Origin of the sequence: Chromobacterium paludis, assembly GCF_008275125.1 — a bacterium.
In the GTDB taxonomy this organism is placed as follows: domain Bacteria; phylum Pseudomonadota; class Gammaproteobacteria; order Burkholderiales; family Chromobacteriaceae; genus Chromobacterium; species Chromobacterium paludis.
The window spans coordinates 61,438-84,053 of record NZ_CP043473.1; the positions used below are offsets into that span (position 1 = coordinate 61,438).

Annotated in this window: 23 protein-coding genes and 1 tRNA gene; 19 read left to right on the plus strand and 5 right to left on the minus strand. The window is 62.2% G+C overall.

Annotated features, from left to right (window positions below; all coding sequences use genetic code 11):
• Window positions 1–60 precede the first annotated feature (60 nt).
• The 4 genes from FYK34_RS00325 to recG all read left to right on the plus strand — a co-directional run bounded on the left by FYK34_RS00325 (window position 61) and on the right by recG (window position 4,022).
• A complete protein-coding gene (locus tag FYK34_RS00325) occupies window positions 61–528 on the plus strand; it encodes a DUF4124 domain-containing protein (RefSeq protein WP_168209607.1) in 468 nt (155 codons plus the stop codon).
• Complete coding sequence (locus FYK34_RS00330; RefSeq protein ID WP_149294536.1) at window positions 528–1,364, plus strand: PhzF family phenazine biosynthesis protein; 837 nt, start codon at window positions 528–530, stop codon at window positions 1,362–1,364. Before FYK34_RS00325 ends, FYK34_RS00330 begins: the two co-directional genes overlap by 1 nt.
• Window positions 1,365–1,451: 87 nt before the next feature.
• Window positions 1,452–1,889, plus strand: a complete 438-nt coding sequence (locus FYK34_RS00335) for a DUF2147 domain-containing protein (RefSeq protein WP_149294537.1) — start codon at window positions 1,452–1,454, stop codon at window positions 1,887–1,889.
• Between the two features lie 84 nt (window positions 1,890–1,973).
• Entirely contained in the window at window positions 1,974–4,022 is a 2,049-nt protein-coding gene (recG, locus tag FYK34_RS00340) for an ATP-dependent DNA helicase RecG (protein WP_149294538.1), read from the plus strand.
• Window positions 4,023–4,215: 193 nt separating this feature from the next.
• Here the strand turns inward: recG and FYK34_RS00345 are convergent, their stop codons facing one another.
• From FYK34_RS00345 to pstS, 5 genes are all read right to left on the minus strand, one after another.
• A complete protein-coding gene (locus FYK34_RS00345) occupies window positions 4,216–5,670 on the minus strand; it encodes an inorganic phosphate transporter (protein WP_149294539.1) in 1,455 nt (484 codons plus the stop codon).
• A 238-nt stretch (window positions 5,671–5,908) separates the two neighbouring features.
• The gene (gene pstB / locus FYK34_RS00350; RefSeq protein WP_149294540.1) at window positions 5,909–6,676 is read right to left on the minus strand and encodes a phosphate ABC transporter ATP-binding protein PstB; all 768 of its coding nucleotides are present in this window, start codon (window positions 6,674–6,676) and stop codon (window positions 5,909–5,911) included.
• A 3-nt stretch (window positions 6,677–6,679) separates the two neighbouring features.
• Window positions 6,680–7,573 (minus strand): phosphate ABC transporter permease PstA, encoded by an 894-nt coding sequence (pstA, locus tag FYK34_RS00355; RefSeq protein WP_149294541.1) that lies wholly within the window; start codon window positions 7,571–7,573, stop codon window positions 6,680–6,682.
• Between the two features lie 34 nt (window positions 7,574–7,607).
• Entirely contained in the window at window positions 7,608–8,570 is a 963-nt protein-coding gene (gene pstC / locus FYK34_RS00360; RefSeq protein ID WP_149294542.1) for a phosphate ABC transporter permease subunit PstC, read from the minus strand.
• Window positions 8,571–8,662: 92 nt separating this feature from the next.
• Window positions 8,663–9,700, minus strand: a complete 1,038-nt coding sequence (gene pstS, locus FYK34_RS00365; protein WP_149294543.1) for a phosphate ABC transporter substrate-binding protein PstS — start codon at window positions 9,698–9,700, stop codon at window positions 8,663–8,665.
• Between the two features lie 170 nt (window positions 9,701–9,870).
• Between pstS and tpiA the strand changes: the two genes are divergently transcribed.
• From tpiA to nuoL, 15 genes are all read left to right on the plus strand, one after another.
• Entirely contained in the window at window positions 9,871–10,614 is a 744-nt protein-coding gene (tpiA, locus tag FYK34_RS00370; protein WP_149294544.1) for a triose-phosphate isomerase, read from the plus strand.
• A 1-nt stretch (window position 10,615) separates the two neighbouring features.
• The gene (gene secG, locus FYK34_RS00375) at window positions 10,616–10,966 is read left to right on the plus strand and encodes a preprotein translocase subunit SecG (protein ID WP_149294545.1); all 351 of its coding nucleotides are present in this window, start codon (window positions 10,616–10,618) and stop codon (window positions 10,964–10,966) included.
• A gap of 21 nt (window positions 10,967–10,987) precedes the next feature.
• Window positions 10,988–11,072, plus strand: a tRNA-Leu gene (locus FYK34_RS00380).
• A 91-nt stretch (window positions 11,073–11,163) separates the two neighbouring features.
• Entirely contained in the window at window positions 11,164–11,520 is a 357-nt protein-coding gene (locus FYK34_RS00385; RefSeq protein WP_011134496.1) for an NADH-quinone oxidoreductase subunit A, read from the plus strand.
• A complete protein-coding gene (locus FYK34_RS00390; RefSeq protein WP_019103471.1) occupies window positions 11,511–11,987 on the plus strand; it encodes a NuoB/complex I 20 kDa subunit family protein in 477 nt (158 codons plus the stop codon). Before FYK34_RS00385 ends, FYK34_RS00390 begins: the two co-directional genes overlap by 10 nt.
• 11 nt (window positions 11,988–11,998) lie before the next feature.
• Window positions 11,999–12,595 carry an NADH-quinone oxidoreductase subunit C gene (locus FYK34_RS00395; protein WP_149294546.1) on the plus strand — a complete coding sequence of 199 codons (597 nt, stop codon included), beginning with the start codon at window positions 11,999–12,001 and terminating at the stop codon, window positions 12,593–12,595.
• Window positions 12,588–13,841 (plus strand): NADH-quinone oxidoreductase subunit D, encoded by a 1,254-nt coding sequence (locus FYK34_RS00400; protein WP_149294547.1) that lies wholly within the window; start codon window positions 12,588–12,590, stop codon window positions 13,839–13,841. Before FYK34_RS00395 ends, FYK34_RS00400 begins: the two co-directional genes overlap by 8 nt.
• Window positions 13,841–14,341 carry an NADH-quinone oxidoreductase subunit NuoE gene (gene nuoE / locus FYK34_RS00405; RefSeq protein ID WP_149294548.1) on the plus strand — a complete coding sequence of 167 codons (501 nt, stop codon included), beginning with the start codon at window positions 13,841–13,843 and terminating at the stop codon, window positions 14,339–14,341. Before FYK34_RS00400 ends, nuoE begins: the two co-directional genes overlap by 1 nt.
• Window positions 14,341–15,636: an NADH-quinone oxidoreductase subunit NuoF gene (gene nuoF, locus FYK34_RS00410; RefSeq protein ID WP_149294549.1), complete on the plus strand. Its 1,296-nt coding sequence runs from the start codon at window positions 14,341–14,343 to the stop codon at window positions 15,634–15,636. Before nuoE ends, nuoF begins: the two co-directional genes overlap by 1 nt.
• A gap of 3 nt (window positions 15,637–15,639) precedes the next feature.
• Entirely contained in the window at window positions 15,640–17,961 is a 2,322-nt protein-coding gene (nuoG, locus tag FYK34_RS00415) for an NADH-quinone oxidoreductase subunit NuoG (protein WP_149294550.1), read from the plus strand.
• Window positions 17,962–17,964: 3 nt separating this feature from the next.
• Window positions 17,965–19,011 (plus strand): NADH-quinone oxidoreductase subunit NuoH, encoded by a 1,047-nt coding sequence (gene nuoH, locus FYK34_RS00420; protein ID WP_149294551.1) that lies wholly within the window; start codon window positions 17,965–17,967, stop codon window positions 19,009–19,011.
• 29 nt (window positions 19,012–19,040) lie between these two features.
• The gene (gene nuoI / locus FYK34_RS00425; protein ID WP_196782679.1) at window positions 19,041–19,520 is read left to right on the plus strand and encodes an NADH-quinone oxidoreductase subunit NuoI; all 480 of its coding nucleotides are present in this window, start codon (window positions 19,041–19,043) and stop codon (window positions 19,518–19,520) included.
• Window positions 19,521–19,529: 9 nt separating this feature from the next.
• A complete protein-coding gene (locus FYK34_RS00430; protein WP_149294553.1) occupies window positions 19,530–20,174 on the plus strand; it encodes an NADH-quinone oxidoreductase subunit J in 645 nt (214 codons plus the stop codon).
• A gap of 27 nt (window positions 20,175–20,201) precedes the next feature.
• A complete protein-coding gene (gene nuoK / locus FYK34_RS00435) occupies window positions 20,202–20,507 on the plus strand; it encodes an NADH-quinone oxidoreductase subunit NuoK (RefSeq protein ID WP_011134506.1) in 306 nt (101 codons plus the stop codon).
• A 33-nt stretch (window positions 20,508–20,540) separates the two neighbouring features.
• Window positions 20,541–22,592 (plus strand): NADH-quinone oxidoreductase subunit L, encoded by a 2,052-nt coding sequence (gene nuoL, locus FYK34_RS00440; protein WP_149294554.1) that lies wholly within the window; start codon window positions 20,541–20,543, stop codon window positions 22,590–22,592.
• Window positions 22,593–22,616 lie beyond the last annotated feature (24 nt).

A 22,616-nucleotide genomic window follows, 5' to 3' on the forward strand; every position in this document is an offset into this window, starting at 1 on the left:
AGTAGCCCAGTGTTTAAGCGCAGAGCAAGCTAGATGACTTCCCTCTTTCTGGAGCCAGCCATGCGTAGCCTGTACTTCTTGTGTTTAGCCTTGGCGTGGCAGGCCTGCGCGGCCCAGGTGGTCAAATGCCGCGACGAGGCCGGTCGCATCGCTTATGGCCAGCAGCCTTGTCCCGCCGGGCATGAGCGCCTGGAGCTGTCTTCGCAGCCGTTCAGCGTGGTGGAGCAGGGCGAGCAGGGCAAGGCGGCGACGCAGCGCTACCGGCGCGACTTGCAAGACTGGGCGGGCCAGCAGGAAAAGGCCAGACAGAAAGCGGCCGTGGCGGAGGAGAGGGCCAGACGCGAGCAGCGCAAGAAATGGCTGGCCGAGCGCGAGCGTTGCCAGCGGCTGGCCGAAAAAAAGCGGGTTTTGCACGACAACGCGCGCCAGGCGGCCTCCAAGAAAGAGGCGGACCGCGCGCAGATGCGGCTTGCCAAGGTGGAGGATCAGATGCAGGATCGGGCATGCCATTTATATAAGGATGATTAATGTCCGCCTATGCCTTTAAGATCGTCAATGTGTTCGCCGAGCAGCGCTTCGGCGGCAATCCGCTGGCGGTGTTCACCGACGCCGCCGGCCTGACGGATGACGACATGCAGCTGATCGCCCGCCAGTTCAATCTGTCGGAAACCGTTTTCCTGTTTCCCGGCGATGCCGAGTGCGCCGCCAGCCTGCGCATTTTCACGCCCGGCTATGAGCTGCCGTTCGCCGGCCATCCCACGCTAGGCGCGGCATCCGTGTTGCATGGCATGGGCGAGCTGGGCGACGCGTACGCGCTGCGCACGCGCTCCGGCCGGATTCCCATCACGCATGAGGCCGGCTTGTTCCGGCTGCGCGCCTTGCCGGCGACGGCGCGGCGCGGTTGTTCCAGCGAAGAGGCGGCGGCCATGCTGGGTTTGGAAACGGCGGACGTGCTGCATGCGCCGCAATGGGTCAATGCCGGCAGCGAGCAGCTGTTGATCGGTTTGGCCAGCCGCGAAGCCGTGTTGCGCGCGCGGCCTGACCACGCCTTGTTCTGTCGCCATGCCACGCTGCGTCCCGGGCGCAGCATCGCTTATCTCTGGCATCAGCAGGATGGCGTCGCCACCGTGCGGCTGTTTTTCGAGCAATTGGGCGCCATCATCGAAGACCCGGGCACCGGCAGCGCCTGCGCCAATCTGGGCGGCTGGTGCGTCTTGAACGGCCTAGGGCCGCTGTCTTGGCGTGTGGAGCAGGGCGGGGCGCTAAACCGGCCGAATGTGCTGTACCTGGATGTCGATGCCCAAGGGGCGGTCGGAGTGGGCGGCCGCGTGATGGCGATGGGGGAGGGGGTATTTCAGAACTGAAGCCGGCTTGACGCTGGGCACGGCAATTGGCATCCTAGAGCCGCTACTCCAAACTGCTGTTTATAACAAACGAACGAGGGAAACATCATGATTCGAATCGCCAAAATCGCCGGTCTGGCGGCTGCTTTAGGCATGGCAAGCCAACTGGCGCTGGCAGGCGGCGCGGCCGGTGTGTGGAAGACCATCGACGACGAGACCCACCAGGCCAAGGCGCTGGTGCAGATCAACGAAGGCGCCAACGGCGAGCTGAGCGGCAAGGTGGTCAAGCTGTTCATGCACCCGGACGCGGTATGCGACAAGTGCGACGGCGCCAACAAGGACAAGCCGGTCAACGGCATGCAAATCCTGTGGGGCCTGAAGAAGGAAGGCGAAGGCTGGAACAGCGGCCACATCCTGGATCCGAAGTCCGGCAAGGTTTACAGCGCGAAGATGAAGCTGGTGGACAACGGCAACAAGCTGGAAGTGCGCGGCTTCCTCGGCTTCTCCCTGCTGGGCCGCACCCAGGTATGGGAACGCCAGCAGTAATTTAGCGGACACATGTCCTAAGGACGAGGCGGAAGCCGGCGCGAGCCGCTTCCGCCTTTCGCATTGTTGGGTACAATCGGCTTCATGAATTCCCCGACCGATCTCGCCAACCAGCCGCCGACTGTGCCGGCCGCGCTGGCCAAGAAGCTGGAGAAGCTGGGCATCCGCCGCCGCTTCGACCTGGTGCTGCACCTGCCGCTGCGCTACGAGGATGAAACCCATCTCTATCCCATCGCCGACGCGCCGTATGGCCAGCCGGTGCTGGTGGAGGGCACGGTCACCGCGCATGAGGTCAGTTACAAGCCGCGCAAGCAGCTCCGCGTTCAGATCGAGGACGGCAGCGGCAGCTTACTGCTGCGTTTCATCCACTTTTATCCCAGCCAGCTCAAGCAGTTTGCCGAGGGCAGCCGCATCCGCGCCTTGGGCGAAATCCGTCGCGGCTTCGCCGGCGACGAGATGGTGCATCCCAAGACGCGCGAGGTGCGCGAGGGCGCGCCGCTGGCGGAGAGCCTGACCCCGGTCTACCCGACGGTGAATGGCTTGGCCCAGCTGGTGCTGCGCAAGCTGGTCCACACCGAGTTGAAATCGCAAAAGCTGGATGAGTTGATGCCAGGCGAGCTGGTGTCGCCCCTTGGTCTGCAACCGTTCGCTGAGGCCATCCGCCTGCTGCACCAGCCGCCGCCGGAGTGGACGGCGCAGCAGCTGGCCGATCCGCAGCTGCCGGCCTGGCAGCGGCTGAAGTTCGACGAGCTGCTGGCGCAGCAGTTGTCGATGCGGCTGGCTTACCGCGCGCGCCGGCAGGGCCAGGCGCCGCGCATCCATGGCGATGGCCGGCTGACGCGGCAATTGCTGGACGCGCTGCCGTTTCCGCTCACCGCCGCTCAGCGCCGTGTGCTGGACGAAATCCGCGCCGACCTGCGCGAGGCGCATCCCATGCACCGGCTGCTGCAGGGTGACGTCGGCAGCGGCAAGACCATCGTCGCCGCGCTGGCGGCTTTGTCGGCGATCGAGGCCGGCTACCAGGTGGCGCTGATGGCGCCGACCGAAATCCTGGCCGAGCAGCATTACCTGAAGCTGTCCGGCTGGCTGGCGCCGCTGGGAATGGGCGTGTCCTGGCTGTCCGGCAGCCTGAGGAAGAAGGCCAAGCAGCAGGCGCTGGAGGAGATCGCCACCGGCCAATGCCGGCTGGCGGTGGGCACCCACGCGCTGTTTCAGGACGACGTGGCCTTCCAGAAGCTGGGCTTGGCCATCGTCGACGAGCAGCACCGCTTCGGCGTCGGCCAGCGGCTGGCGTTGCAGGACAAGGGCGAGGAGCCGCATCAGCTGATGATGTCGGCCACGCCTATCCCGCGCACGCTGGCGATGAGCTTCTACGCCGATCTGGACGTGTCGGCGATAGACGAGCTGCCGCCGGGCCGCACGCCCATCGTCACCAAGTTGATCGGCAGCCCGCGCCGCGCCGAAGTCGTCCAGTTTGTGGAGAAGACTTGCGCCGAGGGCCATCAGGCCTATTGGGTGTGTCCGCTGATCGAGGAGTCCGAGGCGCTGCAGCTGCAGACGGCGGTGGATTGCCACCAGCAATTGCAGCAGGACTTGCCGGGCCGCCGCATTGGGCTGGTGCATGGCCGGCTGAAGGCGGCGGAAAAGGCGGAGGTGATGGCGGCGTTCGCGGCCGGCCTGCTGGACGTGCTGGTGGCCACCACGGTGATCGAAGTGGGGGTGGATGTGCCCAATGCCAGCCTGATGGTGATAGAGCACGCCGAGCGCATGGGCCTGGCCCAACTGCACCAGCTGCGCGGCCGGGTGGGGCGCGGCAGCGCGCGCAGCGTCTGCGTGCTGTTGTTTGAAAATCCCTTGTCCGACCTGGCCAAGGCCAGGCTGAAGGTGATCTACGAGAATACCGACGGCTTCGAGATCGCGCGGCAAGACTTGCAGATCCGCGGTCCGGGCGAATTCCTGGGCGCGCGCCAGAGCGGCCTGCCGATGCTGCGCTTCGCCGACCTGGAGCAGGACCAGGCGCTGCTGGAGGCGGCGCGCGATTTGGCGCCTGTCCTGCTGGAGCGTTGGCCGCAGGCGGCGGAGGCGCACTTGGAGCGTTGGCTGGCCGGACGCGAGCAATTCCTCAAGGCATAAAAAAATCCGCCGCGATTGGGGGCATCGCGGCGGCGAGGGAGGATTGCTGCAAACAAAGGAAACCATTGATGAAGCGGCTTCATATTAGCAATTTGTGAATTATGGCTTCAACAATAGTCCTGCCTCCCATTGACCTGAATCAAGCATGAAAAAAGCCGCTCAAGGAGCGGCTTTTCTTTGCAGCGAGGTAGGTTTAGAACCAATGCGCGGCCAGGTAGTACATGCTGCCGGCCAGCAGCATGGCAGCGGGCAGGGTGAACAGCCAGGCCAGGGCGATGGAGCGGATGGTGCTCATTTGCAGGCCGGCTTTGTCCGCGATCATGGTGCCGGCCACGCCGCTGGCCAGCACGTGGGTGGTGGACACCGGGAAGCCAAACCAGCTGGCCAGACCGATGGAGACGGCAGCGGTGGCTTGCGCAGCTACGCCCTGGGCATAGGTCATGTCCTTCTTGCCTATGCCTTCGCCTACAGTCTTCACCACGCGGCGCCAGCCTATCATGGTGCCGATGCCGATGGACAAGGCCACGGCCACGATCACCCAGGTGGGCGCGTATTCGGTGGTGGCGGTCAGGTCCTTGCGCAGATTGCTCAGCAGCTGCTTGTCGTCGGACGACAAATTGGGCAGATCGGAGGCTTTCTTGGCGGCGTCGTCCAGACACAGCAACTGGGTGCGCACGTCCCAACGCTGGGAGGCGCTGAGGTTGTGGTAGTCGTTGCCGTCGCCCATCAGCTTCAGCAACTGGGCGGAGGTGGCCACGGTTTGCTGCGGATGGCATTCATACTGGCTGGTGCTGGTGGACTTGACGATGATCTTGGACAGATCCGCCTCGTGGCGCTGGTAGAACTGCTGCAGATGCTGCGCCGCGTCGCGGGTGCGTTCCAGCTGGTAAGGCGTGCTGTCCAGGTTCAGCACGAACTTGGCCGGCACGATGCCGATCAGCACCAGCATCACCAGGCCCACGCCTTTTTGGCCGTCGTTGGAGCCGTGGGCGAAGCTGACGCCCATGGCCGATACGATCAGCATGAAACGGGTCCAGAACGGCGGATGCTTGCGGCCTTCCACTTGCTGGCGCAAGTAGGGCGTCTTGTGCACATTGCTGTGCGGCCGGAAGCGGCGCAGCAGAATGACGATGAGGCCGGCCATGACCGCGCCGACGATGGGAGAGACCAGCAGCGAGGCGCCGACGTCCACCGCCTTGCCCCAGTTGATGCCGTGGGACAGCGAGGTGTGGTTGATCAGGCTGTTGGCCACGCCCACGCCCAGGATGGCGCCGATCAGCGTGTGGCTGGACGAGGCCGGCAGGCCCAGATACCAAGTGCCGAGGTTCCACAGGATGGCGGCGGCCAGCAGGGCGAACACCATGGCCATGCCGCGGCTGGTGTTGACCGAGATCAGCAGGTCCACCGGCAGCAAATGCACGATGGCGTAGGCCACGGCCAAGCCGCCGGTCATCACGCCGAGGAAGTTGCAGATGCCGGAATAAAACACGGCGAGGCGCGGCTTCATCGACTGGGTGTAGATGACGGTGGCGACCGCGTTGGCGGTGTCGTGGAAACCATTGATGAATTCAAACGCGAGCACGAAGCCCAGAGAAAGCACCAAGGTAATGACTACGTGGGTGTCGAGCCCGGAGAACAGGTCCAGCATGGCGAGTCAGAGGTTATCGTAAAGGCGCGATTGTTGGGTTCCGAACAGGTGGCGTCAAGTCTTTATAAGAAAAATAAAATGCGTGTGGTTTTGCCTGCTTAATTTTCAGAATCCGCTTGACAGAGATGGCTTGCCACAAGGGTAGATGCTGGATTTTTTATCATGTCATGATCATTTTGTCCGACAGAAAAGACAGGTCCCGCGCCAGGCGGGACCCAATGTCAGACGGCTTCGCCGCTTAACCAAACTTGCCGGTGATGTAGTCTTCCGTCGCCTTGACCTTGGGCGCGGTGAAGATGTCATCGGTGTTGCCGAACTCGATCAGCTCGCCCAAATACATATAGGCGGTGAAGTCGGACACGCGCGCCGCCTGCTGCATATTGTGCGTCACGATGGCGATGGTGTAGTCCTCCTTCAGCTCATGAATCAGTTCTTCGATGTGAGCGGTGGAGATCGGGTCCAGCGCCGAGGTCGGCTCGTCCAGCAGCAGCACTTCCGGCTTGGAGGCCACGGCGCGGGCGATGCACAGACGCTGCTGCTGGCCGCCGGACAGGGAGTGGCCGGACTGCTTCAGCTTGTCTTTGACTTCGTCCCACAGCGCGGCCTTGCGCAGCGCCCATTCCACGCGGTCTTCCATCTCGCCCTTGGACAGTTTTTCGTACAGCTTCACGCCGAAGGTGATGTTGTCGTAGATGGACATCGGGAACGGCGTTGGCTTCTGGAACACCATGCCTACCTTGGCGCGCAGCAGGTTGACGTCGATGTCGCGGCTCAGGACGTTTTGGCCATCCAGCAGGATTTCGCCCTCGGCGCGCAGGCCGGGGTACAGCTCGTACATGCGGTTGAAGGTGCGCAGCAGCGTGGATTTGCCGCAGCCGGACGGGCCGATGAAGGCGGTGACTTTGCGCGGGGCGATGTCCAGCTGGATGTTCTTCAGCGCGTGGAAATTGCCGTAAAAGAAGTTCAGGTTGCGAACCTGGAGCTTGGTGCTGGTCATGGTTGTCATGCCTTAATGCGATTGATTCTTTTGGCCGCCCATCCAGCGGGCGACGATGTTCAGAGTGAGCACGCTGAAGGTGATCAGCAGCGAGCCAGCCCAGGCCAGGGTGTGCCAGTCTTCGTACGGACTCATCGCGAACTGGAAGATCACGATGGGCAGGTTGGCCATCGGCTGGTTCATATTGCTGTTGAAGAACTGGTTGTTCAGCGCGGTGAACAGCAGCGGCGCGGTTTCGCCGGAAATGCGCGCCACGGCCAGCAGAATACCGGTCAGCACGCCGGCCTTGGCCGAGCGCAGCGTCACGTACAGCGTCACCTTCCATTGCGGCGCGCCCAGGGCGGCGGCGGCTTCGCGCAGGCTGTTGGGCACCAGGCGCAGCATGTTTTCCGTAGTGCGCACCACCACCGGGATCACCAGGATGGACAGGGCGAAGGAGCCGGCCCAGCCGGAAAAGTGGCCGACCGAGACGACATACACTTCATAGATGAACAGGCCGATCACGATGGACGGCGCCGACAGCAGGATGTCGTTGATGAAGCGCGTCGCCGGGGCCAGCCAGCCGCGCTGGCCGAACTCGGCCAGGTAAATGCCGGCCAGGATGCCGATGGGGGTGCCGAACAGGGTGCCGAAGGTGGTCATCAACAAGCTGCCGTAGATGGCGTTGGCCAGGCCGCCGGTGCTGCCCGGCGGCGGCGTGCTGACGGTGAACACCTGCCAGTTGATGCCGGACAGGCCGTGTTGCAGCAGGGTGATCAAAATCCAGAACAGCCAGAACAGACCAAAGGCCATGGTCAGCATGGAAACTGTCATGGTCAGCTTGTTGGTCAGCCGGCGGCGGCGATAGATGGCGCTGTCCATCTTCAGGCCGCCGGACGCGGCAGCGTTAGGCAGGGCGTCAGTCATAGTCGCTTGGCTCATCGTTGTGACGTCTTTCATATCAGGAAGGCTTGCCTTCCTGCTTCTTCAGGCGCAGCAGCAGCAGCTTGGAGCAGGCCAGTACCACGAAGGTGATGAAGAACAGGATCAGGCCCAGTTCGATCAGCGATCCGATGTACAAGTCGCCGTTGGCCTCGGCGAATTCATTGGCCAGCGAGGAGGCGATGGAGTTGCCGGGTTCGAACAGGCTGGAGGTGAAGCGCGAGGAGTTGCCGATGACGAAGGTCACGGCCATCGTTTCGCCCAGCGCGCGGCCCAAGCCGAGCATGATGCCGCCGACGACGCCGGTCTTGGTGTAAGGCAGCACCACGTGGCGCACCACTTCCCAGGTGGTGGAGCCCAGGCCGTAGGCCGATTCCTTCAGCATCACCGGCACCACCTCGAACACGTCGCGCATCACCGACGCGATGAAGGGAATCACCATGATGGCCAGGATCAGGCCGGCGGTGAACAGGCCTATGCCTATCGGCGCGCCCTGGAACAGGAAGCCGATCAGCGGCACGTCGCCCAGATTGTCGATCAGCCAGGGCTGGATATGGTCGGAGAAGAAGGGCGCGAACACGAACAGGCCCCACATGCCGTAGATGATGGACGGAATGCCGGCCAGCAGTTCGATGGCGATGCCCAGCGGCCGTTTCAGCCAGGTGGGGCACAGCTCAGTCAGAAACAGCGCAATGCCAAAGCTGACCGGCACGCCGATCAGCAGGGCGATCAACGAGGTGACCAGGGTGCCGAAGATGGGTACCACGGCGCCGAATTTTTCCTGCACCGGATCCCATTCGGCGCTGGCCAGAAAGCCCCAGCCGAAATGATGGATGGTCGGCAGCGCGCCGATCAGCAAGGAAATAAGGATGCCCACCAGCAGCGCCAGCACCAGGAAGGCGAAGCTGCGGGTGGTCACACGGAACAGTTTGTCCAGCAGCAGCTGAATGCCCAGCTGCCGATGTTGATTCAATTTTTGCATGTGTCGTGGTCTTGGTGGTTCAGACACAAGGCCGGAGGGAGCGTGCTCCCCCCGGCCTGGGTGCGACGGTTACGCTGTCGCGTCAGTGTAGCTTAGTTCCAGACGGTCTTGCCGCTGCCGTCGGTGATTTGCTTCCAGCTGGCGCGGATGATGCCCTTCACATTGTCCGGCATCGGGATGTAGTCCAGCTCTTGCGCGGTCTTGTCGCCGTTCTTGTACGCCCAGTCGAAGTACTTCAGCACTTCGGTGGCTTGGCCCGGCTTGTCCTGCTTCTTGTGCATCAGGATGAAGGTGGCGCCGGCGATCGGCCAGCTGGCCTTGCCCGGTTGGTTGGTCAGCAGCAGGTAGAAGCCCGGTGCCTTCTTCCAGTCGGCGTTGGCGGCGGCGGCCTTGAAGGAGCCTTCTTCCGGCTTCACGAACACGCCGGCCTGGTTTTCCAGCAGAGCGTAGCTCAGCTTGTTCTGCTTGGCGTAGGCGTATTCCACGTAACCGATGGAGCCCTTGATGCGGGACACGTAGTTGGCCACGCCTTCATTGCCCTTGCCGCCCACCGAGCTGCCCTTCCAGCTGACGGAGGTGTTGGAGCCGACTTCCTTGGCCCATTCCGGCGAAATCTTGGACAGGTAGTTGGTGAAGATGAAGGTGGTGCCGGAGCCATCGGAGCGGCGCACCACGGAGATGCGCTGGTCAGGCAGCTTCACGCCGGGGTTCAGCTTGGTCAGGGCCGGGTCGTTCCACTTGCTGATCTTGCCCAGGTAGATGTCGGCCAGCAGCGGGCCGGTGAGCTTGATCTGGCCGGCGGCGATGCCCGGAATGTTATAGACCGGCACCACGCCGCCCATCACGGTCGGGAACTGAGTCAGGCCCGATTGTTCCAGCACTTCCGGTTTCAGCGGCATGTCGGAGGCGCCGAAGTCCACGGTCTTGGACTGGATCTGCTTGATGCCGCCGCCGGAGCCGATGGACTGGTAGTTCATGTTATTGCCGGAAACGCCTTTGTAATTGGCGGCCCACTTGGCGTACAGAGGGTAGGGGAAGGTCGCGCCTGCGCCGGTGATATCGGCTGCGTAAACCGAGCCTGCGATCAGTACAGAACCAAGAGCTGCAACAAGGCGTACGGACTGTTTCATGCTTAACTCCCGAAATGTGATGGGCTGCTGTTGTGATGGCCGTCATCGTAAAGCTGAATTTTTTCAGAAATATTACAAGTCGTGAATGCTTGATCCAGCACCATTGGAGGGGACGGGGGCCTGGGCTATAATCCGCGCCATCATCTTCTAATAATGATGGGGAGAACGGCATGACCGCCAAGCTGGTGATAGGCAACTGGAAAATGAATACCCGTTTGGACAGCGCGCGCGCGCTGGCCGAAGCGTTGTTGAAGGATGCAACCACCAACCGCGAAGGTGTCGGCGTTGCCGCTCCAGCAGTCTATCTGGCCGCACTGGCCGAGCAGCTGAAGGGCGGCAAGATCGCCTTGTCGTCCCAGGATGTCAGCCGTTTCGACGCTGACGGTGCCTTTACCGGCGAAACCAGCGCCGCCATGCTGGCCGACGTGGGCTGTCGCTACGCGCTGGTGGGCCACTCCGAGCGCCGCCAGTATTTCGGAGAGGACAACGCGGCCTTGCTGGCCAAGATGCGCCATGCCATCGCCGCAGGTGTCGCGCCGGTGCTATGCGTGGGGGAAACGCTGGAACAACGCGAGGCGGGCAGCTATAAGGAAGTGGTTGCCGAGCAATTGTCCGTGCTGAGCGAAGTGGAAGGTGACTACGTCATCGCCTACGAACCGGTCTGGGCGATTGGCACCGGCAAGGTGGCGTCACTGGAGCAGATTGCCGAAATCCATGCCTTCATCAAAAACTGGTGCTTGCAAAACGCTGCGGCCTCCGATAAGATTCGCGTCCTCTACGGCGGCAGTGTCAAAGCAGAGAATGCCGAAGCGATTCTGGCGACGAAAAACGTCGACGGAGCATTGGTCGGAGGGGCCTCGCTGGACGCCGGTTCATTCAGAGTGATTTGCCAAGCCGCAGGAAAATTGATATAGTATGGAACTTCTCAAGACGCTTATTTGGATTGTCAACTTACTGTCCGCGGTAAGTATCATCGTCCTTGTTTTGATGCAGCACGGCAAGGGTGCTGACATGGGTGCGGCCTTTGGTAGCGGCTCATCCGGCAGTCTCTTTGGTGCGTCTGGTTCCGCGAATTTCCTGAGTAGAAGCACTGCGGTAGCCGCGGTGATCTTCTTCTCTACTGCCATGGGTCTCGTGTATCTTTCCGGGGGCGGAAAGCACGACCTTGGCGTCATGGGTGGAAAGATTGAGCAGGCAGTGCCGCAAATCCCGGCAGGCGCGCCTAATAAAAATGCTTCCGGACCTGCTTCCAAGATCCCGGAGTAAAAATTTAAAAAGCTTTGCTGTGCCGACATGGTGAAATTGGTAGACACGCTATCTTGAGGGGGTAGTGGCGAAAGCTGTGTGAGTTCGAGTCTCACTGTCGGCACCACCATTCAAAAACAGGCCACCGGGACTCCGGTGGCCTGTTTTATTTGGAGCCAAGAGGGGGTGACCCCTCTTTTTTTGGGGGTGTACGGGAAATGCTGCAAAACTACTTTCCCATTCTGATGTTTGTCATCGTCGGACTTCTGGTCGGCGTGGGCCCTATCGTCTTGGGCAAACTGCTGGCGCCGAATCGTCCTGATGCTGAAAAACTTTCTCCATACGAATGCGGCTTCGAGGCCTTCGAAGATGCCCGCATGAAGTTTGACGTCCGCTATTACCTGATCGCCATTCTCTTCATCCTGTTCGACCTGGAAATCGCATTCCTGTTTCCGTGGGCCGTGGTGCTGAAGGATCTGGGCGTCTATGGTTTGGGCGTGATGGTCGAGTTTCTGGCCGTGCTGACGCTCGGTTTCGTCTACATGTGGAAGAAGGGAGCTCTGGAATGGGAGTAGAAGGGATTCTGGAGAAAGGCTTCGTCACCACGACAGCCGATAAGCTTATCAACTATACCCGCACCGGCTCGCTGTGGCCGATGACCTTCGGCCTGGCCTGTTGCGCGGTGGAAATGATGCATGCCGGCGCGGCGCGTTACGACCTGGACCGCTTCGGCATCGTGTTCCGGCCCAGTCCGCGCCAGTCCGACCTGATGATCGTCGCCGGCACGCTGTGCAACAAGATGGCGCCCGCCCTGCGCAAGGTATACGACCAGATGGCCGAACCTCGCTGGGTGATCTCGATGGGCTCCTGTGCCAACGGCGGCGGCTACTATCATTACTCCTATTCCGTTGTTCGCGGCTGCGATCGCATCGTGCCGGTGGATGTCTACGTGCCGGGCTGTCCTCCGACCGCCGAGGCGCTGCTGTACGGCATCATCCAGCTGCAGAACAAGATCAAGCGTACCAACACCATCGCCCGCTAAGGTAAATACTTATGGCCTCCAAAAAAATGGAAGCGTTGGGTTCGGTCGTTGCCGCCGCGCTGGGCGACAAGCTCGTGCGCAGCACGCTGGCCCTGGATGAGCTGACCATCGTCTGCAAGGCGTCCGATCTGCTGTCCGTCGCGCAAACCTTGCGCGACCACGCCGACCTCGCCTTCGAACAATGCATCGACATTTGCGGCATGGACTACAGCGCCTACCGCGACGAGCCGTGGGACGGTCCGCGCTTCGCCGCCGTGTACCATCTGCTGTCCGTCAAGCTGAACCACCGCATCCGTCTGCGCGTCTTCGCCGAGGACGACGCCTTCCCGGTGATCCCATCGGTCAACGATATCTGGAATGCCGCCAACTGGTTCGAACGCGAAGCGTTCGACCTGTACGGCATCGTTTTCGAAGGCCACCCCGACCTGCGCCGTCTGCTGACCGACTACGGTTTCGTCGGCCATCCGTTCCGCAAGGACTTCCCGCTGTCCGGCCATGTGGAAATGCGTTACGACCCGACCCAGCAGCGCGTGATCTACCAGCCTGTCACCATCGAACCGCGCGAAATCACTCCGCGCATCATTCGCGAGGAGAACTACGGTGGCTGAGATCCGTAACTACACCCTGAACTTCGGCCCGCAGCACCCGGCCGCGCACGGCGTGCTGCGTCTGGTGCTGGAGCTGGACGGCGAAGTCGTCCAGCGCGCCGATCCGCACATCGGCCTGCTGCATCGCGGTACCGAGAAGCTGGCCGAGAGCAAGACCTTCATCCAGTCGCTGCCGTATATGGACCGTCTCGACTACGTGTCCATGATGTGCAACGAGCATGCCTACTGCCTGGCCATCGAAAAACTGATGGGCATCGAGGTGCCGGAGCGCGCGCAATACATCCGCGTGATGTTCGCCGAGATCACCCGCGTGCTGAACCACCTGCTGTGGATCGGCGCCCACGCGCTGGACATCGGCGCGATGACCATGTTCCTGTACGCCTTCCGCGAGCGCGAAGACTTGATGGACTGCTACGAGGCGGTGTCCGGCGCGCGCATGCACGCGGCTTACTTCCGTCCGGGCGGCGTGTATCGCGATCTGCCGGACAGCATGCCGCAGTACACCGTGTCCAAGATCAAGAACGCCAAGGAATTGGCGCGCCTGAACGAGGGCCGCAAGGGCTCGATGCTGGACTTCATCAGCGACTTCACCGATCGCTTCCCGGGCTATATCGACGAATACGAAACCCTGCTGACCGATAACCGCATCTGGAAGCAGCGTACCGTTGGCATCGGCGTGGTGACGGCCGAGCGCGCGTTGAACCTGGGCATGACCGGCCCGATGCTGCGCGGTTCCGGCATCGCCTGGGACTTGCGCAAGACCCAGCCGTACGACGTGTACGACAAGATGGACTTCGACGTGCCGGTGGGCGTGACGGGCGACTGCTACGACCGCTATCTGGTGCGCGTGGAAGAGATGCGCCAGTCCAACCGCATCATCCAGCAGTGCGTGGCCTGGCTGCGCGCCAATCCGGGGCCGGTGATCACCGACAACCACAAGGTGGCGCCGCCTTCGCGCGAAGGCATGAAGTCCAATATGGAAGACCTGATCCACCACTTCAAGCTGTTCACCGAAGGCATGCACGTGCCGGAAGGCGAAGCTTACGCGGCGGTGGAACACCCGAAGGGCGAATTCGGCATCTATCTGGTGTCCGACGGCGCCAACAAACCGTACCGTCTGAAGATCCGCGCGCCGGGCTATGTCCACTTGGCCGCGCTGGACGAAATGGCCAAGGGTCATATGATCGCCGACGTCGTGGCCATCATCGGTACGCAGGATATCGTGTTTGGGGAGATTGACCGCTGATGCTGTCCGCACAATCGCTAGCCTTGATCGACCGCGAGGTCGCCAAATACCCGGCCGACCAGAAGCGCTCTGCAGTCATGGGCGCCCTGCGCATCGCGCTGGACGAGCGGCGCGCCACCGGTGAAACCCCGGAAGCGCGCTGCCTGAACAAGGACGTGATCGAGTTCGTCGCCGACTACCTGGGCATCGCCCCGGTGGCCGCCTACGAAGTCGCCACGTTCTACAACATGTACGACATGAAGCCGGTGGGCAAATACAAGATCACCGTCTGCACCAACTTGCCCTGTGCGTTGTCCGGCGGCGTCAATGCCGCGGAGTACATCTCGAAGAAGCTGGGCATCGCCATCGGCGAAACCAGCGCCGACGGCATGTACACCCTGCTGGAAGGCGAATGCATGGGCGCCTGCGGCGACGCGCCGGTCTTGCTGGTGAACAACCACAAGATGTGCAGCTTCATGACGCCCGCAGCAATCGATAAAAAACTGGCGGAGTTGAAATAATGGCTGTCTTCGCTAATGGCGTGATTTTCGACGGCGTCGACACCGCCCAGCCTGATTGCTGGCGTCTGGACGCCTATGTGGCCCGCGGCGGCTATCAGGCGCTGCGCCGCATCCTCGACTCCAAGATGACGCAGGAAGACGTGATCGCGGAAGTGAAGAACTCCGGCCTGCGCGGCCGCGGCGGCGCGGGTTTCCCGACCGGCCTGAAATGGAGCTTCATGCCGCGCTCGTTTCCGGGCGACAAGTACGTCGTCTGCAACACGGACGAGGGCGAGCCGGGCACCTTCAAGGACCGCGACATCATCCGCTACAACCCGCACTCCCTGATCGAGGGCATGATCATCGCCGGTTACGCGATGGGCACCAAGGCGGGTTACAACTACATCCACGGCGAGATCTTCGAAGACTACGTGTTGTTCGAGGAAGCGCTGGAAGAGGCGCGCAAGGCGGGTTTCCTGGGCCAGAACATCCTGGGCTCCGGCTTCAACTTCGAGCTCTACGCCCACCATGGCTACGGCGCCTACATCTGCGGCGAAGAAACCGCGCTGCTGGAGTCGCTGGAAGGCAAGAAGGGCCAGCCGCGCTTCAAGCCGCCGTTCCCGGCCAGCTTTGGCCTGTACGGCAAGCCGACCACCATCAACAACACCGAATCGTTCGCCTCGGTGCCGTTCATCATCCGCGACGGCGCGCAAACCTTCCTGGAGAAGGGCAAGCCGAACAACGGCGGCACCAAGCTGTTCTCGGTTTCCGGCCACGTCAACCGTCCGGGCAACTACGAGATCGCGCTGGGCACGCCGTTCTCCGAGCTGCTGGAAATGGCCGGCGGCATGCGCGACGGCAAGAAGCTGAAGGCGGTGATTCCGGGCGGTTCCTCCGCGCCGGTGCTGACCGGCGACATCATGATGCAATGCACCATGGACTACGATAGCATCGCCAAGGCTGGCTCCATGCTGGGTTCGGGCGCCGTGATCGTGATGAACGAGGACGTGTGCATGGTCAAGGCGCTGGAGCGTCTGGCCTATTTCTACCACGAAGAATCCTGCGGCCAGTGCACGCCGTGCCGCGAAGGCACCGGCTGGCTGTACAAGGTCATCCACCGCATCGCCAACGGCCAAGGCCGCAAGGGCGATCTGGAGCTTCTGGATTCCGTGGGCAACAATATGGCCGGCCGCACCATCTGCGCGCTGGCCGATGCCGCGGTGTTCCCGGTTCGCAGTTTCACCAAGCATTTCCGCAATGAGTTCGAGTACGCGATCGAACACGGAAAGACCTTGGTGGATCACAAATGGTGTTGAGCGATGCTTGAAATCGAAATCGACGGTAAAAAACTGACGGTGCCGCAAGGCAGCACCGTCATCGAGGCGGCCCACTCCGTGGGCACCTATATTCCGCACTTCTGCTACCACAAGAAATTGTCCATCGCGGCCAACTGCCGCATGTGCCTGGTGGAAGTGGAAAAGGCGCCGAAGCCGCTGCCGGCTTGCGCCACGCCCGTTACTGACGGCATGAAGGTCCATACCGCGTCGCCGCTGGCCAAGAAGGCGCAGCAGGGCGTGATGGAATTCCTGCTGATCAACCACCCGCTGGATTGCCCGATCTGCGACCAGGGCGGCGAATGCCAGCTGCAGGACTTGGCCGTGGGCTACGGCAACTCCACCTCGCGCTATGAGGAAGACAAGCGCGTGGTGGTGGGCAAGGACATGGGTCCGCTGGTTTCCGCCGAGGAAATGTCGCGCTGCATCCACTGCACGCGCTGCGTCCGCTTCACGGAAGAAGTGGGCGGCTTCCAGGAAATCGGCATGGCCAACCGCAGCGAGTTCTCCGAGATCCTGCCCTTCCTGGGCAAGACCGTGGACTCGGAAATCTCCGGCAACGTCATCGACCTGTGCCCGGTGGGCGCGCTGACTTCCAAGCCGTTCCGCTACGCCACGCGCGCCTGGGAGCTGTCCCGCCGCAAGTCGGTGAGCCCGCACGACGGCCTGGGCTCCAACCTGATCGTCCAGGTGAAGAGCAACGAAGTGATGCGCGTGCTGCCGCTGGAAAACGAAGCCATCAACGAATGCTGGATCGCCGACCGCGACCGCTTCTCCTATGAGGGCCTGAACAGCGCCGAGCGTCTCACCAAGCCGATGATCAAGTTCGACGGCAAGTGGCATGAGACCGACTGGGAAACCGCGCTGAACTACGTGGTCAAGGGCCTGAACGGCGTTTCCGCCGATCACGGCAAGGACGCCATCGGCTTCCTGCTGAACCCGCACTCCACCACCGAAGAACTGCACCTGGCGCAAAAGCTGGCGCGCGCCTTCGGCGTCAACGCCGTGGATTACCGCCTGCGCCGCAGCGATTTCGCCGCCGATGCCGCCAAGCAAGGCGCCGAGTGGCTGGGCTCCTCCATCGTCGAACTGGCCGCCGCCAAGTCCGTGCTGGTGATTGGCTCCACGCTGCGCAAGGAACAGCCGCTGCTGGCCTCGCGTCTGCGCCAGTCGGTGAAGAAGGGCAGCGAGCTGAACATTATCCACGTCGCCGACGATAATCTGCTGACCCAGATCAAGGGCAAGCTGATCGTGTCGCCGCTGGCGCTGGTGAACGCGCTGTCGCAAGTGCTGAAGGCTGTGGCCGAGATCAAGGCTGGCGTCAGCGAGATCGACCTGGCCGCGGTGGACGTGTCCGCCCAGGCCCGCGTCATCGCCGAAAGCCTGACTGGCGCGGAAACCGCGTCCATCGTGCTGGGCAATGTGGCGCAACACCATCCGGCTTACAGCCAACTGCTGTCGCTGGCCCAGGAAATCTCCCGCCTGTCCGGCGCGCGTTTCGGCATGCTGGCCGAAGCCGCCAACAGCGTGGGCGCCGAACTGGTGGGCGCGTTGCCGCAAAACGGCGACAACGCCGCCGCGATGATCGCCAAGCCGAAGAAGGCCTACTTCCTGCTGAACACGGAAGTGGAGTTCGACAGCTACAACCCGCAAGCCGCGGTAGCGGCGATGAAGCAAGCCGCCACCGTGATCGCGCTGACCGCCTATAAGGGCCAAGGTCTGCTCGACTACGCCGACGTGTTGCTGCCGATCGCGCCGTTCTCCGAGACCGCCGGCTCCTTCGTCAATATGGAAGGCAAGCTGCAAACCTTCAACGGCGTGGTCAAGCCGCTGGGCGAAGCCCGTCCGGCCTGGAAGGTGCTGCGCGTGCTGGGCAATATGCTGAGCCTGGCCGGCTTCGAGCAGAACAGCTCCGAGGACGTGCGCGCCGAGTTCGGCGATCTGGCTGCCAAGCTGAACAACGCCTTGTCCAAGGTCGCGGCCAATCCGGCCATCGCCGCCGGTATCGTCCGCATCGGCGAAGTGCCGATGTATCAGGCCGATGCCATCAGCCGCCGCGCGCCGTCGCTGCAGGCCACCAATGAAGCCAAGGGCGCGGATGTCGCTTACGCCCACGGCAGCCTGTTGGCCAAGCTGGGCATCGACGCCGGCTCCACCGCGTTGCTGAAGCAGGGCTCGGGCGAGGCGCGCGTGCGCGTCGAAGCCGACGACAGCCTGCCGGCCGACGTGGTACGGGTCGCCACCGCGCACGCTTCCACGCTGGCGCTGGGCGGCATGTTCGACGCTATCGAGATCAAGCAGGGGTAAGCCATGGAGTTCTTGCAAGGTATTATTGGCGCTGAAGCGGGTCTCGTGGTCTGGACCCTGCTGAAGATCCTCGCCATCGTGCTGCCGATGATGGGCGCCGTCGCCTATCTGACCCTGGCCGAGCGCAAGGTGATCGGCTACATGCAGATCCGCATCGGCCCCAACCGCGTGGGTCCGTTCGGCCTGCTGCAGCCTATCGCCGACGGCCTGAAGCTGCTGATGAAGGAAATCATCCTGCCGACCAACTCCAGCAAGGGCTTGTTCCTGCTGGCGCCGGTGCTGGCCATCGGTCCGGCCCTGGCGGCCTGGGCGGTGGTGCCGTTCACCGACAGCCTGGTGCTGGCCAACGTCAACGCTGGTCTGCTGTACATCCTGGCGCTGACCTCGATGGGCGTGTACGGCGTGATCATCGCTGGCTGGGCGGGCAACTCCAAGTACTCCTTCCTCGGCGCCATGCGTTCCGCCGCCCAGATCGTGTCCTACGAACTGGCGATGGGCTTTGCGCTGGTCGGCGTGCTGATGGTGTCCGGCAGCCTGAACCTGATCGACATCGTCAAGCAGCAGTCGGTCGGCATGGCTGGCGGCTCGCTGTTGTCCTGGAACTGGCTGCCGCTGTTCCCGCTGTTCATCGTCTACCTGATCTCCGGCGTGGCCGAAACCAACCGCGCGCCGTTCGACGTGGCGGAAGGCGAGTCGGAAATCGTGGCTGGCTTCCACGTGGAATACTCGGGCATGGCCTTCGCGGTGTTCTTCCTGGCTGAATACGCCAACATGATCCTGGTGTCGACGCTGACCGCCGTGCTGTTCCTGGGCGGCTGGCTGTCGCCGTTCCCGGCTTCCTGGGGCATCCTGGGCGCCGGCGGCTTCATCTGGCTGGCGATCAAGGTCGCGCTGATCCTGTTCTGCTTCCTGTGGTTCCGCGCCACTTTCCCGCGCTATCGCTATGACCAGATCATGCGCCTGGGCTGGAAGGTGTTCATCCCGGTGACCCTGGTGTGGATCCTGGTAGTGGGCGTGTGGATGTTTACCCCGCTGTCGATTTGGCACTGAGACAGGGGATAGGTGAAAAAATGAATTCGATCCGCAACTTTTTCAAGACCTTCCTGCTGGTGGAGCTGGTCAAGGGCCTGATGGTCACTGGCCGCTACTTCTTCGCCCGCAAGATCACCGTGCAGTTCCCGGAAGAGAAGACGCCGATTTCGCCGCGTTTCCGCGGCCTGCACGCGCAGCGCCGCTACGCCAACGGCGAAGAGCGCTGCATCGCCTGCAAACTGTGCGAAGCGGTGTGCCCGGCGATGGCGATCAGCATCGAGTCCGAACAGCGCGAAGACGGCACCCGCCGCACCTCGCGCTACGACATCGACCTGACCAAGTGCATCTTCTGCGGCTTCTGCGAGGAAGCCTGTCCGGTGGACGCCATCGTGGAAACGCACATTTTCGAATACCACGGTGAAAAACGTGGCGACCTCTACTACACCAAGCCGATGCTGCTGGCCGTGGGTGATAAGTACGAGGCCGAAATCGCCGCCAACAAGGCGGCCGACGCCAAGTATCGCTAAGGGGAGGCCATGAACCTGACTACGGTAATTTTCTACGTTCTGTCCGCCATCTTGATCTTCGCCGCCCTGCGCGTGGTGACGGCCAAGAACCCGGTGCACGCCGCGCTGTATCTGGTGCTGGCCTTCTTCACCAGCGCCGGCCACTGGCTGCTGATGGAGTCCGAGTTCCTGGCGATCACGCTGGTGCTGGTCTACGTCGGCGCGGTGATGGTGCTGTTCCTGTTCGTGGTGATGATGCTGGACATCAATATCGAACAGCTGCGCGAAGGCTTCTGGAAGAACCTGCCGGTGGCCGCCCTGGTCGGCGCCGTCATGGTGTTCGAGATGGCGCTGATCCTGATGAGCCCGCAAGCCGGCCTGGGCCAGTTCAAGGCCGCCGCGCCGCTGGCCGCCGACTTCAGCAACGTCAAGATGCTGGGCAGCCAGCTGTACACCACTTACCTGCTGCCGTTTGAAATCGCGGCCGTGGTGCTGCTGCTGGCCATGGTGGCCGCCATTGCCCTGACCATGCGCGCGCGCAAGGACAGCAAGGCGATCGATCCTGCCATCCAGGTGAAGGTGCGTCGCGACGACCGCGTGCGCATCGTCAAGATGGATGCCGTGAAAAAAGTGGAAGAGGCCGAAGCGGCCGATTCCGGTGAGCAACAGGCCTGACGGCCAATCAACCAATAAGGGGGAAACGTGCTGACACTGACTCACTTTCTGGTGCTGGCCGCCATCCTGTTTGCCATTAGCGTGCTGGGCATCTTCCTGAACCGGAAGAACCTGATCATTCTGCTGATGGCCATCGAGCTGATGCTGCTGGCGGTGAATTTCAACTTCATCGCGTTCTCGCACTATCTGTCGGATTCGGCAGGGCAGATCTTCGTGTTCTTCATCCTGACGGTTGCCGCCGCCGAATCCGCCATTGGTTTGGCGATTCTGGTGGTGCTGTTCCGCAACCTGCAGAGCATCAATGTTGAAGACTTGGGCAGCCTCAAGGGCTAAGGCAAACCGGAACCACAACTAAAGCACAAAAGCATGGATATGAAGAGCTTATACCTGCTGATTGCACTCGCTCCGCTGGCGGGTTCCATCATTGCAGGCCTGTTTGGATGGGCGATCGGACGGCGCGCTTCGCACGTCGTCACGATAGCCGGCGTGGCGGTGTCCGCCGCGCTGTCGCTCAAGGTGCTCCTGGGCTTCCTCAATGGAAGCGCGGAAGTGTTCAACGGACCGGTTTACACCTGGCTGACCGTGGGCGGCCACGAGTTCGTGGTCGGTTTCCTGGTCGACTCGCTGACCGCGATGATGCTGGTGGTGGTCACCTTCGTGTCGCTGATGGTGCATATCTACACCATCGGCTACATGCAGGATGATCCGGGCTACCAGCGTTTCTTCAGCTATATCTCGCTGTTTACCTTCTCGATGCTGATGCTGGTGATGAGCAACAACTTCATCCAGCTGTTCTTCGGTTGGGAAGCGGTGGGCCTGGTGTCCTACCTGCTGATCGGCTTCTGGTTCAAGCGTCCGACCGCGGTATTCGCCAACCTGAAGGCCTTCCTGGTCAACCGCGTGGGCGACTTCGGCTTCCTGCTGGGCATCGGCATGGTGCTGGCCTACTTCGGCGGCTCGCTGAACTACAGCGACGTGTTCGCCGCCGCCCCGGCGCTGGCGCACAAGACCATCGAAATCATCCCGGGCCACGAATGGTCGCTGATGACGGTCACCTGCATCCTGCTGTTCATCGGCGCGATGGGTAAGTCCGCTCAGTTCCCGCTGCACGTGTGGCTGCCGGACTCGATGGAAGGCCCGACCCCGATCTCCGCGCTGATCCACGCCGCCACCATGGTGACGGCCGGCATCTTCATGGTGTCGCGCATGAGCCCGCTGTTCGAGATGTCCGACACCGCGCTGAACGTGATCCTGGTGGCCGGCGCGATCACCGCGCTGTTCATGGGCTTCCTGGGCATGGTGCAGAACGACATCAAGCGCGTAGTGGCGTACTCCACGCTGTCGCAGCTGGGCTATATGACCGTGGCGCTGGGCGCGTCCGCTTATTCCGTGGCCATGTTCCACGTGATGACGCACGCCTTCTTCAAGGCGCTGCTGTTCCTGGGCGCCGGTTCCGTGATCATGGGCATGCACCATGACCAGGACATGCGCAATATGGGCGGCCTGCGCAAGTACATGCCCATTACCTGGATCACCTCGCTGGTGGGTTCGCTGGCGCTGATCGGCACGCCGTTCTTCTCCGGCTTCTACTCCAAGGACTCGATCATCGAGGCCGTGGGCGCGTCGCACCTGTCCGCGGCGGGTTTTGCCTACTTCTCTGTCGTGGCCGGCGTGTTCATCACTGCCTTCTACTCCTTCCGCATGTACTTCCTGGTCTTCCACGGCAAGGAACGCTGGATGGAGAACCATGGCTCGCACCACGAGCACCATGGCGACAGCGACGACGAAGAGGTGTCCCACGACCATCATCATGGCCTGGGCCCGAACGACAAGCCGCATGAAAGCCCGTGGGTGGTGACCCTGCCGCTGGTGATGCTGGCCATCCCGTCCGTGCTGGTGGGCTACTTCGGCATCGACAAGCTGGTGTACGGCGATTTCTTCAAGGGTGTGATCGCCATCAACAACGAAGTGCACCCGGGCATGGAAGAGCTGCACCACGAGTTCCACGGCGCCGTCGCCATGGGCCTGCACGCCTTCACCAGCCTGCCTTTCCTGCTGGCCTTGGCCGGCGTGGTGGTGGCTTGGTACTTCTACATGAAGGCGCCGCACATCCCGGCCGCCATCAAGGAGAAGTGCGCGCCGGTGCACAAGCTGCTGGAAAACAAGTACTACCTGGACGAGATCTACTTCGCCGTGTTCGCCAAGGGCTCCCGCGCCATCGGCACCTTCTTCTGGAAGGTGGGCGACATGCTGCTGATCGACGGCTTGATGGTCAACGGCACCGCCAAGCTGGTCGGTTGGTTCTCGGGCAAGATCCGCCGCCTGCAAACCGGCTTCATCTACAGCTACGCCACCGCGATGATCATCGGCGTGCTGGGGCTGATGACCATGTGGTTCTGGCCGCTGATCTGGCGTTGAGTGCTGGCCCTTGCGATTGAAATA

Coding starts and splice junctions, on each gene's coding strand:
- pstA (WP_149294541.1), bottom strand. CDS start 7,573: ATGACTGACGCCCTGCCTAACGCTGCCGCGTCCGGCGGCCTGAAGATG.
- pstS (WP_149294543.1), bottom strand. CDS start 9,700: ATGAAACAGTCCGTACGCCTTGTTGCAGCTCTTGGTTCTGTACTGATC.
- secG (WP_149294545.1), top strand. CDS start 10,616: ATGGAACTTCTCAAGACGCTTATTTGGATTGTCAACTTACTGTCCGCG.
- recG (WP_149294538.1), top strand. CDS start 1,974: ATGAATTCCCCGACCGATCTCGCCAACCAGCCGCCGACTGTGCCGGCC.
- nuoL (WP_149294554.1), top strand. CDS start 20,541: ATGGATATGAAGAGCTTATACCTGCTGATTGCACTCGCTCCGCTGGCG.
- pstC (WP_149294542.1), bottom strand. CDS start 8,570: ATGCAAAAATTGAATCAACATCGGCAGCTGGGCATTCAGCTGCTGCTG.
- tpiA (WP_149294544.1), top strand. CDS start 9,871: ATGACCGCCAAGCTGGTGATAGGCAACTGGAAAATGAATACCCGTTTG.
- FYK34_RS00430 (WP_149294553.1), top strand. CDS start 19,530: ATGAACCTGACTACGGTAATTTTCTACGTTCTGTCCGCCATCTTGATC.
- nuoH (WP_149294551.1), top strand. CDS start 17,965: ATGGAGTTCTTGCAAGGTATTATTGGCGCTGAAGCGGGTCTCGTGGTC.
- nuoF (WP_149294549.1), top strand. CDS start 14,341: ATGGCTGTCTTCGCTAATGGCGTGATTTTCGACGGCGTCGACACCGCC.
- FYK34_RS00390 (WP_019103471.1), top strand. CDS start 11,511: ATGGGAGTAGAAGGGATTCTGGAGAAAGGCTTCGTCACCACGACAGCC.
- FYK34_RS00330 (WP_149294536.1), top strand. CDS start 528: ATGTCCGCCTATGCCTTTAAGATCGTCAATGTGTTCGCCGAGCAGCGC.
- FYK34_RS00335 (WP_149294537.1), top strand. CDS start 1,452: ATGATTCGAATCGCCAAAATCGCCGGTCTGGCGGCTGCTTTAGGCATG.
- pstB (WP_149294540.1), bottom strand. CDS start 6,676: ATGACAACCATGACCAGCACCAAGCTCCAGGTTCGCAACCTGAACTTC.
- nuoG (WP_149294550.1), top strand. CDS start 15,640: ATGCTTGAAATCGAAATCGACGGTAAAAAACTGACGGTGCCGCAAGGC.
- FYK34_RS00345 (WP_149294539.1), bottom strand. CDS start 5,670: ATGCTGGACCTGTTCTCCGGGCTCGACACCCACGTAGTCATTACCTTG.
- FYK34_RS00325 (WP_168209607.1), top strand. CDS start 61: ATGCGTAGCCTGTACTTCTTGTGTTTAGCCTTGGCGTGGCAGGCCTGC.
- FYK34_RS00395 (WP_149294546.1), top strand. CDS start 11,999: ATGGCCTCCAAAAAAATGGAAGCGTTGGGTTCGGTCGTTGCCGCCGCG.
- nuoE (WP_149294548.1), top strand. CDS start 13,841: ATGCTGTCCGCACAATCGCTAGCCTTGATCGACCGCGAGGTCGCCAAA.
- FYK34_RS00385 (WP_011134496.1), top strand. CDS start 11,164: ATGCTGCAAAACTACTTTCCCATTCTGATGTTTGTCATCGTCGGACTT.